Source organism: Acidovorax sp. M2(2025), from assembly GCF_049330835.1.
Classification (GTDB): domain Bacteria; phylum Pseudomonadota; class Gammaproteobacteria; order Burkholderiales; family Burkholderiaceae_C; genus Acidovorax.
Genome location: NZ_CP186262.1, coordinates 2,920,760 through 2,935,265, shown reverse-complemented (window position 1 = coordinate 2,935,265; position 14,506 = coordinate 2,920,760). Strand labels below are relative to the sequence as shown.

Below are 14,506 nucleotides of genomic sequence, written 5' to 3'. Positions count from 1 at the left end.
GAGTTCTCACCATGTCCTCATCCTTGCAAAACCCCCTGGCCCTTGCATCGCGCCTGTTGCTGGCGGCCCTGTTCCTTCCCGCCGGCATCGGCAAGCTCACGGGCTTTGCCGGCACGGTGGGCTACATCAGCTCGGTGGGCCTGCCGATGCCGACCGTTTCAGCGGCGGTGGCCGCCACGGTGGAAGTGCTGGGCAGCCTGGCGCTGATCTTTGGCGTGGGCACGCGCGTTGCTGCGCTGGCACTGGCGTTCTTCACGCTGGTGGCGAGCTTCTTCTTTCACGCCTACTGGAGCGTGCCGGCCGACAAGCAAATGGTGCAGCAGCTGATGTTCTTCAAGAACGTGGGCGTCACCGGCGGCCTGCTCGCCCTGGCGGCCTTCGGCGCCGGCGGCTGGAGCCTGGACGCGCGCCGCGCAGACCGCTGACACGCCACGGGGCGGAAAGGGGCGGGCGCCCGGCCTTGCGGGCCGCCTGCTTTTCGCCTTCGGGGTGGTTCTGTCTTTCTCTTCTTCGTCGTTGTTTTCTTCTTCCCCTCTGTTCCACAGGAGTTTTTCATGGCAAACATCGCAGTCGTCTACCACTCGGGCTACGGCCACACGCAACGCCTGGCGCAGGCCGTCGCCGAGGGCGCGGGCGCGCAGCTCATCGCCATCGATGCCGATGGCAACCTGCCCGAAGGCGGCTGGGACACCCTGGCCGGCGCAGATGCCATCATTTTTGGCGCGCCCACCTACATGGCCGGGCCGAGCTGGCAGTTCAAGAAGTTCGCGGACGCGTCGTCCAAGCCCTGGTTCAGCCAAAGCTGGAAGGACAAGCTGTTCGCGGGCTTCACCAACAGCGCCAGCACCAATGGCGACAAGCAGATCACGCTGGACTACCTGTTCCACCTGGCCATGCAGCATGGGGGCCTTTGGGTGGGCGCCGGGCTGCTGCCGGCCAATTCCAAGGCCGCCGCTCGCAATGACGTCAACTGGATCGGCGCCTTCAGCGGCGCCATGGCGCAGTCGCCCTCCGATGCCTCGGCTGCCGAGATGTTTGCCGGCGACCTCGAAACCGGCCGTCTGCTGGGCCAGCGCGTGGCCAGCATGGCGGCTCGGCTCGCCGCCTGACGGAAGCTGGTAGGCTGGCGCCTCCCTGTGCCACCAAGGAGTTGACCATGAGGAACCCCTGTTTCCGCCGCCAAGCCTGCAGCCCCCGGCAGGAGCTGTGCCCATGACCGGCGCGCCCCTGCGCCTGTCCGGCCATGCCAAGGACCTGGGGGGCGGCTTTACCGTGCGCCGCCTGCTGCCGGCCGTGCAGCGGCAGGCGGTGGGGCCCTTCCTGTTCTTCGACCACTTCGGCCCCGTGACGGTGCTGCCGGACGCGCAGCACGACGTGCGGCCGCACCCGCACATCGGCCTGGCCACGGTGACCTACCTGTTCTCCGGCGCCATCCTGCACCGCGACAGCCTGGGCTCGGTCCAGCAGATCGAGCCGGGGGCCATCAACTGGATGACGGCGGGGCGCGGTATCGTGCATTCAGAGCGCCGCCCGCCCAGCCTGGCGGACAAGCCCTACGTCAACCACGGCATCCAGCTGTGGGCAGCGCTCCCCCTGGCCCATGAGGAAGCGGAGCCCTCGTTCGTGCACACGCCCGCGACGGCCATTCCGCAGCTGCGGGTGGGCGACGCGACGGTGCGCGTTCTGATTGGCGAGGCCTTCGGGCACACCTCCCCGGTCGCCACGGTGTCGCGCACCCTGTACCTGGACGTGCAGTTGCCCGCGGGCGCCGCGCTGGAGATTCCGGCCCTGGTGCCGGAAATGGCGGTGTACGCGGTGGACGCGCCCGTGCAGCTCAACGGCGAGCCGCTGGCCGCGCAGGTGCTGGCGGTGGCCGGAGGCGGGGACGCGCTGCACCTGGCTGCATCGGGTGAAAGCGCCGCCCGGCTGGTGGTGATCGGTGGCGAGCCGCTGGACGCGCCGCGCCACATCTGGTGGAACTTTGTGTCCAGCTGCAAGGACCGCATCATCCAGGCCGCCACCGACTGGGAGAACCAGTCCATGGGGCAGGTGCCCGGCGAGTCCGAGCGGATTCCCCTGCCCGAGCGTCGGTTCAAGGTATAACGATAAAAATGGGATCCATCGCTTATGGGGTAAGCGCTGGCAGCTCATTTATTGATAGCATTTCCCTCGCGGACGCCTGGTGCCTGGGGGCCTTCCGCCGACAGATCGGGGGCCAGCACGGCCCGCTCGTCGAACACGAAACAGCCGCCGTGGTAATGGGCGCCATCGGTCAGCTCGAAATACTTGAGGATGCCGCCCTCGAGCTGGTAGACGTGCGACAGGCCTTCCTCCCGCATCAGGATGGCTGCCTTTTCGCAGCGGATGCCGCCGGTGCAAAAGCTCACCACGGTCTTGTCCTGCAGCGACTCCTTGTGCGCACGCAGCGCGGGCGGAAAGTCGGTGAACTTGGCGATGCGCCAGTCGATCGCGTTGTCGAAGGTGCCCTGGTCCACCTCGAAGGCGTTGCGGGTGTCCAGGGTCACCACCGGGCGGCCGGTGTCGTCGTGCCCTTGCGCCAGCCAGTGGCGCAAGGTGGTTGGGTCCACGGACGGCGCGCGGCCGTCTTCGGGGCGGATGGCCGGGTGGTCCATGCGGATGATCTCGCGCTTGACTTTCACCCGCATCTTGCGAAACGGCACGGTGGCCGACCAGCTCTCCTTGGGGTCCAGGTCGGCAAAGCGCGGATCGGCACGCAGGGCCTCCACAAAACCCCGTACCGCCCCGGCCGGGCCTGCCAGGAAAAAATTGATGCCTTCCTCGGCCAGCAGGACCGTGCCCTTGAGGCCTGCCGCCGTGGCGCGGGCGTGCAGCAGGTCGCGCAGTACGGCCGCATCGGGCAGCGCCACGAACTTGTAGCAGGAGACGTTGAGAATGGAGGGGGACGCGGTGTTCACGGGGTCGGGTGGGTGTTGCCACGCCACGGCGCAGCCTCTGGGGATGCTCTGCACGCATCGAGCGGAAAGTGCGCGCTGCGGATCGGGAGGGGCTGCAAGGCGCAAAACGCCGCAATAGTCGCAGCTATTGCGAGGCTTTGCAACGCCGCAGACCAGCCGAGGCCGCAGGCGGCGCGACGATCCTGAAGAGGATCCCTAGGCGGCAGGCGCCAGCAGCGTGGTCTCGATCTTGTTGGCCAACTGGGCCACGGCCAGCGCCGCGGGGCAGCCGGGCGTTTGCAGCAGCAGCAACTGGCGGCGCATCACGGCGTCGCGCACTGACGGGTCGGCCGGGATGTCGCCCATGTGGATCAGGCGCACGGGCCGGCCGGATTCGGTGCTCACAAAGCGGTCCAGCACCTGCTGCAGCTGGCTGGTGATGGCCCGGCCATCGCCCGCCCGCGCGGCCTGGTTGATGACCATGCGCACGTGGTGGCGCTTTTGCTGCATGGCCAGCACCTTGATGGCGGCGTACGCGTCTGTCAGCGAGGTGGGCTCGGGCGTCGCCACGATGAGCACCTCGGAGGCGAGCGATACGGAGAACAGCACCACGTCGGAAATGCCGGCGCCGGTGTCCAGCAGCACCACGTCGTATTGCGGGGTCAGCGTCTGGATCACGCTCAGGAACTGGTTGCGCACCTCGGGCGTCAGGCGCGAGTACTCGACCATGCCCGAACCTGCCAGCAGCACGTTGAAGCCGCCCGGGGCGCGGATCACCGCCTCTTCGATGGAGGCCTTGCCGGTGAACACGTCGTGCAGGGTGATCTTGGGGTGCAGGTTCAGCACCACGTCCAGGTTCGCCAGGCCCAGGTCGGCGTCGAGCACCAGCACGCGGTGGCCGCGGCGGGTCAGGGCCGCAGCCAGATTGGCCGAGACAAAGGTCTTGCCGACGCCGCCCTTGCCGCTGGTCACGGCAATGATGCGAGCGCCTGCGCCAGGCTGCGCAGGGGTGGCCGACGGGCCGCCCGGTGCGGCCGGCGAAGTGGGGGAGGGTGGGGACAGCGCGTCGCTCATCTTCTAACTTTCAGTAGGGCGCTGCCTGTTGGGTGGGGTCCAGCGGAGGAAGATCGCCCCAGCCGGAGGGGTTGTAGAGCGGGCCAAACAACAGGCTTTTCTCTTCGGCACTGACGGTGCTGTCGGGTTGCTCCTCGATGCTGACGCGGTTGCGGCCTGCCGACTTGGCCTGGTAGAGCTGGTGGTCGGCACGGTCGGTCCACAGCAAGGTGGTGGAACGGATCCACTGCATGGCAAAGGCGCCGCCGATGCTCACCGTGATGTTGAGCTCCACGGAACTGGAAATTTTGATGGGAGTGTTGGCCACTGCGCGGCGGATGCGCTCCGCCACCACACTGCCAAAACCCGCCTGGCATGCGGGCAGCACCACCGCGAACTCCTCGCCGCCGTAGCGGGCCAGCGTGTCCATGGGGCGCACACAGGCGCTCAGCGTGCGCGCGACGGACTGCAGCACGATGTCACCGGCCAGATGGCCGTGCACGTCGTTCACCTGCTTGAAGTGGTCGATGTCCAGCATCAGCAGCAGGGCCGCTTCGCCCGAGCGCGTGACGCGGTCGATCTCGCGTTCCAGCACGGCACGGAAGTGCCGGCGGTTGGCCAGCCCGGTCAGGGGATCCTTGAGGGAGAGTTCGCACAGCCCGTCGATCAGGCCCTGCAGGTAGCGCGACGGGATTTCGCGGTGCAATGCCGCCTCGCTGCCGCCGGCCTGAGCCACCAGTGCGTGGGCAGTGTCCAGGCGCAGGTCGCGCAGGTCTACCAGATGAGAGGCCGCAGAGTCAGACACAAATGGAGCAAAGAGAGTTTGACAAGTGTACCAGCGCGCCAGCAAGAACAGGGCCACGCTGCGCCGCCGCGGCGCCTTTCTGCCAAGGGCGGCGGTCTGCCGCAGGCCCCGTGGTCAGGCCGGCGACAGGCCGGGGGTCCCGTGGGCCTGGCGGGGCGCAAGCTGCTGCAATGCCGCCAGGGCCTCGGTGTCGGTGCGGTAGGTGGCGAGGCCCAGGCCGGGGTCGAGCAGGCCTGCCTGGCGCAATACCTTCTCCACGGGCAGCTTGAAGCCGCTCACATGCAGGGTGCCTCCGCGCGCCCGCACCAGGACGAGCAATTGCGCAAAGGTCTCCACCCCCGTCACGTCGATGCGGTTGATGGGCTGCGCCAGCAGGCACAGGTGGGTGGTGTCCGGGTGTGCTGCCAGGTGGTCGGTGACGCGCTGCTCCAGGGCGCTTGCGGACGCAAAATCCAGGTCCGCGTCCATGCGCAGGGCCAGCAGCTGCGGCGCCAGCGGCGGAAGCTGCCACAGGTGGCGGTCCCGCAGGCTGCCGTCGGGGTGCAGGCCCACCTCGATGATGCGCGGGTGCAGCCGCTGGTACAAGAACAGCACCAGGTTCATCAGCAATCCCACCAGCACGCCCCAGTACATGCGCGGGGCCGTGGCGAGCGTGAGGGCGAAGGTCACGGCGCTGATCACGGTCTCCACGCGGGAGACACGCCACAGCCGCAGGAAGGTGCGCGGCTTGATGAGGCTGGTCACCGCCGTGACCACCACGGCCGCCAGGACCGACTGCGGCACGTGGTAGAGCGCCGGGGTGAGCCACAGCAGCACCACCAGCACCAGCGCAATGGCGAACACCGTGGCCCATCCGGTCTTGGCGCCGGCATACAGGTTGATGGCCGAGCGCGAGAACGAGGCGCTGGTGGCAAAGCTGCCCACCAGCCCGCTGCTGATCTTGGCCAGCCCCTGGCCGATGAGGTCCTGGTTCTCGTTCCAGCGTTCGCCCGAGCGCTGGCTTTCGACCTTGGCGCTGGACGCGGTTTCCAGGAAGCTCACCAGGGTGACCACCAGGGCCGGCATCACCAGCGCGGAAAAGCTGGACCATGGCAAGGCGCCGGGCCAGTAGAGGGACGGCAGGCCGGAGGGCAGGGTGCCCACCACGGCGCCGCCTGCGTCGGCGTATTTCAATGCCCAGCTCAGCAGTCCCGCCAGGCCCACGACCACGATTGCCGCCGGAAAATTGGGCCGCCAGCGGCGCGCCAGCACCAGCAGTGCCAGGCTGCCCAGCCCGAACGCAGCGCCGGTCAGGTCGAACAGGCCGGGGGACGGCGTGGTCCACACGGCGCCCCAGTCCGCGCGCAGCCCCGTCAGGGACGCCAGTTGCGAGCCCAGGATGAGCAGCGCGGCCGCCTGGGTGAAGCCGCTGAGCACCGGGGAGGTGACCAGGTTGAGCAGCCACCCAAACCGCGCCAGCCCCATGACCAGCTGCAGCAGCCCGGAGAGAATTGCGATCCACGCCGCCAGGGCCACCCACTGGGCGCTGCCCGGCTCCGCCAGGCCGGTGAGCGACGCCCCGATCAGCAGGCTGGTCAGCGCCGTGGGCCCGACCCCCAGCCGGGTCGAGGCGCTGAAGAGCACGGCCACCAGGGCCGGCACGAGGGATGCGTAGATGCCGGCCACCAGCGGCATGCCCGCCAGCGCGGCGTAGGCCACGCCCTGGGGCACCAGCATGAGTCCCACGGTCATCCCGGCCCAGAACTCGCCTTTGAGCAATGCCCGGTCAGGGCGGGGCCAGGAAAGGAACGGAAACCACCGGGCCCAGAACGCGAAAGACATGTGCATGGCTGCGATTGTCGCCGCGCAGCGTAGGCCTTGCTTCTGGTGACTTTTTGTAAGTGGTGGCTCCTGTCCTACAGCGGCGCTCGTTACAAGCCCACGCCCCGGCGGCTGGGCGCGAATTACAGTCTCAGCGTGTTTTCAACTGCAAGGAGTTTCTCCGTGAACAACTCAAACATTTCCCTTCGCCCCGCCAGCCGCGTTGCGGGCATCCTCGCCGTCACTGCCATCGCGCTGGGCCTCTCCGCCTGCGGGAAGAAAGAAGAGCCCACCGTGGGCCAGCGACTGGACTCCGCCGTCCAGAAGACGGAGCAGGCCGCAGCGGACGCCCGCGCCAAGGCGGAAAGCGCCATGAAGAGCGCGGAAACCAAGGTGGAGCAGGGTGCCGCCTCGGCGGAGTCTTCTCTGAAGAGCGCGGCGGACCAGGGCATCGTGTTGCTGGACGACGCCGGCATGACCGCCAAGATCAAGGCCGATCTGGCCAAGGATCCCGAACTCAGCGCGCTCAAGATTGACATCGAGACCAACAACGGGCGCGTGACCATGAAGGGCCCCACGCCCTCCGAGGCCGCGCGCGACCGGGCCCTGGCCATTGCCAAGGCCGTCACTGGCGTCACCTCCATCAACAACCAGCTGGTCGTGAGCGGCAGCTAAGCGCCGCCTGCCTCGCCGCGCCCTTCGCCGGGGCGCCGCACATTCCGCGCCGCCCGGGCTCGCGTCCGGGCGGCGCGCTACCATGGGGCCATGAAAGAAGAGCACGTTTCCGACCTCGCGACCCGCATCGTCCACCACGCCTACGTCCCGCCGGCCGGGTTCGAGGCCCCCCAGCCCGGCGTCTTCAAGGCCTCCACCGTCATCTTCCCCAACGTGGCGGCCATGCGCTCGCGCGAGTGGAAGGACAAGAGCGGCTACACCTACGGCCTGCACGGCACGCCCACCACCTTCATCCTGGAGGAGCGCCTGTGCACCCTGGAAGGCGGGCTGCAATGCGTGCTGGTGCCCAGCGGGCTGGCGGCGATTGCCAATGTGTCGCTGGCCCTGCTCGCGCCGGGAGACGAGGTCCTGATCCCCGACAACGCCTATGGCCCGGGCAAGGACCTCGCCAAGGGGGAGCTGGCGCGGTTCGGCATCACGCACGGCTTCTACGATCCGCTGGACCCCGCGGATTTGGCCGCCCGCATCTCGCCCGCCACGCGGCTGGTGTGGCTGGAGGCCCCGGGCTCGGTCAGCATGGAGTTTCCCGACCTGTGCGAGTTGGTGCGCATCTGCCGTGCGCGGGGCGTCACCACGGCCCTGGACAACACCTGGGGCGCGGGCCTGGCGTTTGCGCCGTTCGATCTGGCCGGCGATGGGGGCCTGGGGGTGGATATTTCCGTGCAGGCGCTCACCAAGTACCCCAGCGGCGGCGGCGACGTGCTGATGGGCAGCGCCATCACCCGGGACCCGGCTCTGCACATGAAGATCAAGCTCACCCACATGCGGCTGGGCCTGGGGGTGGGGGCCAACGACGCGGAGGCGGTGCTGCGGGCGCTGCCCAGCATCGGCCTGCGCTACCGCGCCCACGACCAGGCCGCCCGCCACCTGGCGCGGTGGCTGCAGGCCCAGCCAGCGGTTGCGCAGGTGCTGCATCCTGCGCTGGAAGGGGCGCCGGGCCATACCCACTGGCAGGCGCTGTGCGGCGGCCGGGGCGACGCCCAGGATGGCGCGCCGGGCCTGGCGGCCGGCCTGTTCAGTGTGGTGATCGACGCCCGCCATTCGCAGCAGCAGGTGGATGCCTTCTGCGATGCGCTGCGCCTGTTCAAGCTGGGCTACAGCTGGGGCGGGCCCATGAGCCTGGTGGTGCCCTATGACATCGCCAGCATGCGCAGCCGCGCCGCGCCGCACCTGAAGCCAGGGACGGTGGTGCGCTTTTCGATCGGCCTGGAGGCCGTGCAGGACCTGCAACAGGATTTGCAGCAGGCGCTGGAGCGTGCGTTCGCTCCAGGCTGAGGACTTTCTTTGCAGCCTGGGGTAGTGGTTTCCTCAGTGGCGCAGCGCGGGGGGCTGGCTTAGGGTGGTGGCTTGCGTGTTTCTCGTAGCCACTTTCCTGAGTAGCCTGCATGACCGCCACCCCTTCCCATCCCCGCACCCCTGGCGCCCCTGAGCCGGACACCGCCGTCGCGCAGCCCATTGCATTGCGCCCCGTCGGGTGGGCCGACCCGTTCCGGTGGCTGGCCCGCGGGCTGCAGGATGTGCGCAGGGCGCCGGGCATTGCGCTGTTTTATGGCGTGTGCTTCTGGGGCATGGCGCTGCTGCTGGGCTGGGTTTTCCGTACCCGGCCGGAGTACACCATGTCCCTGGCCAGCGGATGCCTGCTGCTCGGCCCGTTCCTTGCCATGGGCCTGTACGACACCAGCCGCCGGCGCGAGGCCGGGCTCGCGCCGCAGTTGAGCGAATCGCTCACCTGCTGGGACCGGCACATGGGCAGCATGGGCATGCTGGTGCTCGTGCTGGTGGTGCTGGAGCTGCTGTGGGGCCGTGCGTCGCTGGTGGTGTTTGCGGTGTTCTTCAACACCGGCATGCCGTCCACCACCGGCGTGCTGCAAGCGGTGTTCAACCCCGAGAACTGGAGTTTCGTGGCGGTGTACGCGCTGGTGGGTGGCGTGTTTGCCGCGCTGGTCTTTTCCACCTCCGTGGTGTCCATTCCCATGATCCTGGACCGCGACACCGACGCGCTGACGGCGGGCATCACCAGCATGCGCGTCGTGTTGGAGAACCCGCTGGTGATGCTGCTCTGGGGCGCGCTCATCACGGCTCTTGTCGTGGCTTCGCTCTGGCTCTGGGGCGCCGGCCTGCTGCTGGCGGGCCCGGTGCTGGGGTGCGCCAGCTGGCACGCCTACCGGGCCTGCGTCGCTCCACCCGAGGCCCCGGCTGCTGCGACTTGAGTTCGCCAAGCTGTTACAGTGGGTCTCCACTTCAGGAAGCTACTACCTTGGCAACACCCAACTACGGATACGAAAAGCGCCAGCGCGAACTTGCAAAAAAGCAGAAGAAGGAAGAGAAGCTCCGGGCCAAGGCGCAGCGCAAACCGGATGATCCGCAGGGCCACCGGTCCGAAGACGACTCCGCCGCGGGGGAGGCGCCCGGGTCCGGGCAGCCCGCGGGTCCTGCCGGCGGCGCGTAGCGCCGTTGCCTGCGTTCTTTCAGCGCAGCAGTTTTTTCAGTTCCGGCCACACGTTGGCCAGCATCTGCGGGTGCGCTTCGGCGCGGGGATGGATGCGGTCGGCCTGGAACATGCGGGTGGGGTCCGGCCCATCGGCCACGCCTTTCAGCAAGAAGGGCACCACGGCCGCCTTGCGGGCCTGGGCCACGCTGGGGAACAGGCCGGCAAAACGGGTGGCGTAGTCGGTGCCGTAGTTGGGCGGCACCTGCATGCCGACCAGCAGCACCTTGGCGCCCGCTTTTTGCGCTGCCTCGGTCATCCAGGCCAGGTTGTCCTCGGTGTTCTTCAGCGGCAGGCCGCGCAGCGCGTCATTGCCCCCCAGCTCGATCACGACATGGGTGGGTCGGTGCTGGGCCAGCAGCGCCGGCAGGCGCGAACGTCCCCCTGCCGTGGTGTCGCCGCTCACGCTTGCGTTGACCACGGTGGCTGCCAGCTTTTCCTGGGCCAGCTTCTTTTCCAGCAGGGCCACCCAGCCCGTGCCCCGCGCCAGGCCGTACTCGGCACTGAGCGAGTCGCCCAGCACCAGGATGACCGGTGTGCCAGTGCTTTTGGCCGCGGGCGCCTGCGCCCACGCCAGCGGCGCGCAAATCCCCAGGACCAGTCCGGTGGACGCGCGCAGGATAAAGTGGCGGCGTTGCCGTGGTTGCAGCAGCAGATCTCGCATCAAAACAAAGAGCCTTTCATGTCCGCATCTTCCCCCGGGGTGCCCCCGGCATCAACGCCCATCATCGCGGTGGAGCATGTTTTCAAGTCGGTCACGGATTCCACCGGCACGCTCGACATTCTGCGGGATATCGATTTCCGCCTGGAGGCGAGGGAAACCGCCGCCATCGTGGGCGCCTCGGGCTCGGGCAAGAGCACCCTGCTGTCCATCATTGCCGGGCTGGACGTGCCCACCCGCGGCACGGTGCGGCTGGACGGCCACGACCTTTTTGCGCTGGACGAGGACGCGCGCGCCGCGCTGCGGGCCCAGAAGGTAGGCTTCGTGTTCCAGAGCTTCCAGCTCATGGGCAACCTGACCGCGCTGGAGAACGTGATGCTGCCGCTGGAACTGGCCAACCGCCGCGATGCGCGCAAGGCCGCGGCCGACATGCTGGCGCGGGTGGGGCTGGGGCAGCGCCTGGCCCATTACCCCAAGGTGCTGTCGGGCGGGGAGCAGCAGCGCGTGGCGCTGGCGCGCGCGTTCGTGGTGCAGCCGGCCGTGCTGCTGGCGGACGAGCCCACGGGCAGTCTCGACTTTGCGACGGGCGAGACCATCATGCGGCTGATGTTCGACCTGAACCGCGAGCAGGGCACGACGCTGGTGCTGGTGACGCACGACCGCGCCATCGCTGCGCAGTGCGACCGCCGCATCACCATCGAGGCCGGGCGGGTGGTGTAGGGGGCGTCCGTCCCGCCGATAATCGGGGGATGTCGTCCCCCAAAGTCCTCTTCGGCTTTCACGCCGTGGGCGTGCGTCTGAAGACCGCGCCGCAGTCCATCATCGAGATTTACTACGAAGCCACGCGCCGCGATGCGCGCATGCGCCAGTTCCTGGACCGCGCGCGCGAGGCCGGTGCCCGCCTGATCGAGGCCGACAGCGTGCGCATTGCCAAGCTGGCCGGCAGCCACGGCCACCAGGGCGTGGCGGCGCGGGTGGAGCCGGTGGCGCAGGTCACCTCGCTCGACGAGCTGCTGGAGAGCCTGGAGGCCGCAGGGGCCGAGCAACCCCTGCTGCTGGTGCTGGACGGCGTGACCGACCCGCACAACCTGGGCGCCTGCCTGCGCGTGGCCGACGGCGCGGGCGCGCACGCCGTGATCGCGCCCAAGGATCACGCCGTGGGCATCAACGCCACGGTGGCCAAGGTGGCCAGCGGCGCGGCCGAGACCATGCCGTACTTCATGGTGACCAACCTGGCGCGCACGCTGAACGAGCTCAAGGAACGCAATATCTGGTGCATCGGCACCAGCGACGATGCGCCCAAGACGCTGTACCAGGTGGACCTGAAAGGCCCGGTGGCCCTGGTGCTGGGGGCCGAAGGCGACGGCATGCGGCAGCTCACGCGCAAGACCTGCGACGAGCTGGTGAGCATCCCCATGAAGGGCGCGGTGGAGAGCCTGAACGTCTCCGTGGCCAGCGGCGTGTGCCTGTATGAGGCGCTGCGCCAGCGCTCCTGATCCCCCGCGATACGCCAGCCCTGGAGCCGGCCGGCCGGCCCTGTCGCAGAGCGGACAGTGCCTGTGCCGCCCAGACGGTAGCCTCCGCGCTTTTTGCACTCCTGGGGGCGTATCGACTATGAGCCGTAGACACTTTCTTTTGCGGGCCACCCAAGCCGTGGCGGCCACGGGCCTGCCCGCTTGGGTCCGCACCGCCGGAGCCGCCGAAGAGGCGCTGACCGCGCGCACCATCAACCTGGGCTGCTCCATCGCGCTGACCGGCCCGCTGGGCCAGGCCGGCATCGAGCAGGTGGCCGGCATGAAGGCCGCGTTTGCCGAGGTGAATGCCGCCGGCGGCGTGCATGGCCGCGAAATCCGCCTGGATACCAAGGACGACGGCTATGTGGCCAGCCGCACGCTCAAGAACGTGACGGACATGGTCGAGGCCCAGTCGGCGTTTGCGCTGATCTCCCCGCTGGGCACGGCCAACACCGCGGCGATCCTGCCGCTGGTGGAGTCCAAGGGCATTCCCACCGTCGGCCCGGTGACGGGCGCCACGTCGCTGCGCAGCGCCGATGCGCGCCACGTCTTCTTCCTGCGCCCCACCTACCGTGAGGAAACGCAGCGCCTGGTCAAGCAGGTGGTGGACATGGGCCTCAAGCGCATTGCCGTGGTGTACCTGGACAACCCCTTCGGCAAGGAAGTGCTCAAGGACATGTCCCGCGCGCTGGACGAAATCAAGGTCGAGCGCGCCGGCGAATTTGCATTGGCCGTGGACGGCAAGAACGGTGCCGAGCTGGCCGACAAGGTGGCGGCCGAGCGGCCCGGCGCCGTGCTGCTGGCCACCACCGGCACGGCCAACACGGCGTTTGTGCAGGCGTTCCGGGCCAAGGCGCAGGGCGTGCCGCTGGCAGGCCTGTCGGTCACCGTGGTCGCCTCCGAAATGCCCAAGCTCGCGGCCGCCACGCGCGGCATGGCGCTGGTGCAGGTGTTCCCCGATGCCACGTCGCAGAAGTCGGTGGCGGTGCGCAAGTTCCAGGCAACGATGAAGGCCGTGGGCGCGGACGCGGCCTACCTGGGCAGCGGCAGCGCGCTGGAAGGCTGGCTCAACGCCCAGATCATGATCGAGGGCCTGAAGAACGCGGGCAAGGACCTCACGCGCGAGCGCCTGCGCGCCGGGCTGGCGGGCATCCGCGCGCTGTCGTTTGGCGACTTCACCGTGGGCTTTGGCAACAAGGCGCCTTACATCGGCTCCGACGCCATCTACCTGGCGGTGTACGCGGAGAACGGGCGCCGCATCAGCTGACGCCGGCGGTGCCGCGGCGGCCGGCTGCCGCGGCTACACCCAGCCCAGCGCCCCGAGCAAGGCGCCGGCGCCCAGCATCCACAGCAGGTGGAGCTTGGTGCGCCACACCAGCACCACGGTGACGGCGCTCAGCAGCCACAGGGGCCAGGCGGTGGCGGGGCTTCCGTGGGCGCGGGCCAGCACCCATGCGGTGGCCAGCAGCAGGCCGATCACGACCGGCGACATTCCCTGCTTGAAGGCTCGCACCGCCCGCCGCTCGCGGTTGCGGTGGCCCCAGCGCGTGGCCAGCCAGGTCAGCAAGCTGCTGGGCAGCATCACGCCCAGCATGCACAGGCCCATGCCCAGCGCTCCCAGCAGCCAGCCGGACAGGCCCGGCCCGCCTGCATTCAGCCCCACGTTCCAGCCCAGCAGCGCGATGAACAGCACATTGGGCCCCGGTGCCGCCTGGGCGATGGCGATGGAGGCGTTGAACTGCGGGTCGGTCAGCCAGCCCTGGCGCTCGACCAGAAAGCGGTGCATGTCCGGCGCGGTGGCAATGGCCCCGCCCACCGCCAGCAGCGACAGCGACAGGTAGTACAGAAAAAGGTTGAGCCAGTCGGCCGCACCCAGCGCCAGGGCAGGCAGGGCAGCGCCGGCCATCATGGCGCGAGCTTTCGCCAGGTCAGCAGGCAGGCCGTGCCGCCCAGGACCGGCAGGATCCAGAACAGCGGCCACCGCAGCACCGCCATGGCCAGCATGGTGGCGGCAGCGAACGCCAAGCACGCCGGGCGGCCCAGCGGGTGGTTCCGGATGGACACGAACAGCTTGATGCCCACCCCCGCAATCAGCCCTGCGGCCACGGCGCCCATGCCGCGCAGCGCCCCGGCCACCGCGGGATGGGTGGAGAACTGCGCATAGATGGCCGCCAGCGCCAGCACCAGGATGAGCGGAAAGGTGAGCATGCCCGCCAGCGCTGCGAACGCGCCGCGCAGGCCGAAGTAGCGGTCGCCGATCATGATGCTCAGGTTGACCACGTTGGGGCCGGGCATGATCTGCGCCACGGCCCAGTCTTCCACGAACTCTTCGTTGGTCATCCAGCGCTTTTTCTCCACCAGCTCGCGCTGCACCACGGCCAGCACGCCGCCAAAGCCTTGCAGGGCCAGCCAGGTGAAGGACCAGAACAGGTCCGCCGGATTGCGCGGCTGGGGACGTGGCGGTGGGGCGGGCTGGGCGGGCGGGGACTCTTCGGCGATGGCCATGGGCAAAATATCAGTCAAAACGTGCCCTGG

Annotated in this window: 17 protein-coding genes; 10 read left to right on the top strand and 7 right to left on the bottom strand. The window is 68.9% G+C overall.

Annotation, left to right across the window (positions count from 1 at the left end; all coding sequences use genetic code 11):
• Window positions 1–11: 11 nt before the first annotated feature.
• The 3 genes from ACOYR3_RS13675 (at window position 12) to ACOYR3_RS13665 (ending at window position 2,103) form a co-directional block, all read left to right on the top strand.
• Complete coding sequence (locus tag ACOYR3_RS13675) at window positions 12–425, top strand: DoxX family protein (RefSeq protein WP_422842914.1); 414 nt, start codon at window positions 12–14, stop codon at window positions 423–425.
• Between the two features lie 129 nt (window positions 426–554).
• The gene (locus ACOYR3_RS13670) at window positions 555–1,109 is read left to right on the top strand and encodes a flavodoxin family protein (RefSeq protein ID WP_422842913.1); all 555 of its coding nucleotides are present in this window, start codon (window positions 555–557) and stop codon (window positions 1,107–1,109) included.
• A gap of 103 nt (window positions 1,110–1,212) precedes the next feature.
• The gene (locus ACOYR3_RS13665; RefSeq protein WP_422842912.1) at window positions 1,213–2,103 is read left to right on the top strand and encodes a pirin family protein; all 891 of its coding nucleotides are present in this window, start codon (window positions 1,213–1,215) and stop codon (window positions 2,101–2,103) included.
• 44 nt (window positions 2,104–2,147) lie between these two features.
• Here ACOYR3_RS13665 and ACOYR3_RS13660 read toward each other — a convergent pair whose 3' ends face one another.
• The 4 genes from ACOYR3_RS13660 to ACOYR3_RS13645 form a co-directional block, all read right to left on the bottom strand.
• Complete coding sequence (locus ACOYR3_RS13660; protein ID WP_422842911.1) at window positions 2,148–2,936, bottom strand: sulfurtransferase; 789 nt, start codon at window positions 2,934–2,936, stop codon at window positions 2,148–2,150.
• A gap of 195 nt (window positions 2,937–3,131) precedes the next feature.
• Entirely contained in the window at window positions 3,132–3,989 is an 858-nt protein-coding gene (locus ACOYR3_RS13655) for a MinD/ParA family protein (RefSeq protein WP_422842910.1), read from the bottom strand.
• A gap of 10 nt (window positions 3,990–3,999) precedes the next feature.
• Window positions 4,000–4,773, bottom strand: coding sequence for a GGDEF domain-containing protein (locus tag ACOYR3_RS13650; protein ID WP_422842909.1), 774 nt, complete (start codon window positions 4,771–4,773; stop codon window positions 4,000–4,002).
• 114 nt (window positions 4,774–4,887) lie between these two features.
• The gene (locus tag ACOYR3_RS13645) at window positions 4,888–6,594 is read right to left on the bottom strand and encodes a SulP family inorganic anion transporter (RefSeq protein ID WP_422846592.1); all 1,707 of its coding nucleotides are present in this window, start codon (window positions 6,592–6,594) and stop codon (window positions 4,888–4,890) included.
• Window positions 6,595–6,756: 162 nt separating this feature from the next.
• Between ACOYR3_RS13645 and ACOYR3_RS13640 the strand changes: the two genes are divergently transcribed.
• The 4 genes from ACOYR3_RS13640 to ACOYR3_RS13625 all read left to right on the top strand — a co-directional run bounded on the left by ACOYR3_RS13640 (window position 6,757) and on the right by ACOYR3_RS13625 (window position 9,757).
• Window positions 6,757–7,248, top strand: coding sequence for a BON domain-containing protein (locus ACOYR3_RS13640; protein WP_422842908.1), 492 nt, complete (start codon window positions 6,757–6,759; stop codon window positions 7,246–7,248).
• 90 nt (window positions 7,249–7,338) lie between these two features.
• The gene (locus tag ACOYR3_RS13635; protein WP_422842907.1) at window positions 7,339–8,583 is read left to right on the top strand and encodes a PLP-dependent transferase; all 1,245 of its coding nucleotides are present in this window, start codon (window positions 7,339–7,341) and stop codon (window positions 8,581–8,583) included.
• 110 nt (window positions 8,584–8,693) lie between these two features.
• Window positions 8,694–9,518, top strand: a complete 825-nt coding sequence (locus ACOYR3_RS13630) for a DUF2189 domain-containing protein (protein ID WP_422842906.1) — start codon at window positions 8,694–8,696, stop codon at window positions 9,516–9,518.
• Between the two features lie 47 nt (window positions 9,519–9,565).
• Window positions 9,566–9,757 (top strand): hypothetical protein, encoded by a 192-nt coding sequence (locus ACOYR3_RS13625; RefSeq protein WP_422842905.1) that lies wholly within the window; start codon window positions 9,566–9,568, stop codon window positions 9,755–9,757.
• 19 nt (window positions 9,758–9,776) lie between these two features.
• On the opposite strand, the gene ACOYR3_RS13620 is transcribed toward ACOYR3_RS13625, so the two are convergent.
• Window positions 9,777–10,460, bottom strand: coding sequence for an arylesterase (locus ACOYR3_RS13620; RefSeq protein ID WP_422842904.1), 684 nt, complete (start codon window positions 10,458–10,460; stop codon window positions 9,777–9,779).
• Between the two features lie 18 nt (window positions 10,461–10,478).
• On the opposite strand from ACOYR3_RS13620, the gene ACOYR3_RS13615 reads away from it, so the two are divergent.
• The 3 genes from ACOYR3_RS13615 (at window position 10,479) to ACOYR3_RS13605 (ending at window position 13,238) form a co-directional block, all read left to right on the top strand.
• Window positions 10,479–11,177 (top strand): ABC transporter ATP-binding protein, encoded by a 699-nt coding sequence (locus ACOYR3_RS13615; RefSeq protein WP_422842903.1) that lies wholly within the window; start codon window positions 10,479–10,481, stop codon window positions 11,175–11,177.
• A gap of 29 nt (window positions 11,178–11,206) precedes the next feature.
• Window positions 11,207–11,953: a 23S rRNA (guanosine(2251)-2'-O)-methyltransferase RlmB gene (rlmB, locus tag ACOYR3_RS13610; RefSeq protein ID WP_422842902.1), complete on the top strand. Its 747-nt coding sequence runs from the start codon at window positions 11,207–11,209 to the stop codon at window positions 11,951–11,953.
• A 118-nt stretch (window positions 11,954–12,071) separates the two neighbouring features.
• Window positions 12,072–13,238 (top strand): ABC transporter substrate-binding protein, encoded by a 1,167-nt coding sequence (locus ACOYR3_RS13605; RefSeq protein ID WP_422842901.1) that lies wholly within the window; start codon window positions 12,072–12,074, stop codon window positions 13,236–13,238.
• Window positions 13,239–13,271: 33 nt separating this feature from the next.
• On the opposite strand, the gene ACOYR3_RS13600 is transcribed toward ACOYR3_RS13605, so the two are convergent.
• Window positions 13,272–13,880 (bottom strand): chromate transporter, encoded by a 609-nt coding sequence (locus ACOYR3_RS13600; protein WP_422842900.1) that lies wholly within the window; start codon window positions 13,878–13,880, stop codon window positions 13,272–13,274.
• Window positions 13,877–14,476 carry a chromate transporter gene (locus ACOYR3_RS13595; RefSeq protein WP_422842899.1) on the bottom strand — a complete coding sequence of 200 codons (600 nt, stop codon included), beginning with the start codon at window positions 14,474–14,476 and terminating at the stop codon, window positions 13,877–13,879. The genes ACOYR3_RS13600 and ACOYR3_RS13595 overlap by 4 nt, the downstream gene beginning before the upstream one ends.
• Between the last annotated feature and the right edge of the window lie 30 nt (window positions 14,477–14,506).

Coding starts and splice junctions, on each gene's coding strand:
- ACOYR3_RS13675 (WP_422842914.1), top strand. CDS start 12: ATGTCCTCATCCTTGCAAAACCCCCTGGCCCTTGCATCGCGCCTGTTG.
- ACOYR3_RS13645 (WP_422846592.1), bottom strand. CDS start 6,594: ATGTCTTTCGCGTTCTGGGCCCGGTGGTTTCCGTTCCTTTCCTGGCCC.
- ACOYR3_RS13615 (WP_422842903.1), top strand. CDS start 10,479: ATGTCCGCATCTTCCCCCGGGGTGCCCCCGGCATCAACGCCCATCATC.
- ACOYR3_RS13630 (WP_422842906.1), top strand. CDS start 8,694: ATGACCGCCACCCCTTCCCATCCCCGCACCCCTGGCGCCCCTGAGCCG.
- ACOYR3_RS13655 (WP_422842910.1), bottom strand. CDS start 3,989: ATGAGCGACGCGCTGTCCCCACCCTCCCCCACTTCGCCGGCCGCACCG.
- ACOYR3_RS13635 (WP_422842907.1), top strand. CDS start 7,339: ATGAAAGAAGAGCACGTTTCCGACCTCGCGACCCGCATCGTCCACCAC.
- rlmB (WP_422842902.1), top strand. CDS start 11,207: ATGTCGTCCCCCAAAGTCCTCTTCGGCTTTCACGCCGTGGGCGTGCGT.
- ACOYR3_RS13595 (WP_422842899.1), bottom strand. CDS start 14,476: ATGGCCATCGCCGAAGAGTCCCCGCCCGCCCAGCCCGCCCCACCGCCA.
- ACOYR3_RS13620 (WP_422842904.1), bottom strand. CDS start 10,460: ATGCGAGATCTGCTGCTGCAACCACGGCAACGCCGCCACTTTATCCTG.
- ACOYR3_RS13670 (WP_422842913.1), top strand. CDS start 555: ATGGCAAACATCGCAGTCGTCTACCACTCGGGCTACGGCCACACGCAA.
- ACOYR3_RS13605 (WP_422842901.1), top strand. CDS start 12,072: ATGAGCCGTAGACACTTTCTTTTGCGGGCCACCCAAGCCGTGGCGGCC.
- ACOYR3_RS13665 (WP_422842912.1), top strand. CDS start 1,213: ATGACCGGCGCGCCCCTGCGCCTGTCCGGCCATGCCAAGGACCTGGGG.
- ACOYR3_RS13600 (WP_422842900.1), bottom strand. CDS start 13,880: ATGATGGCCGGCGCTGCCCTGCCTGCCCTGGCGCTGGGTGCGGCCGAC.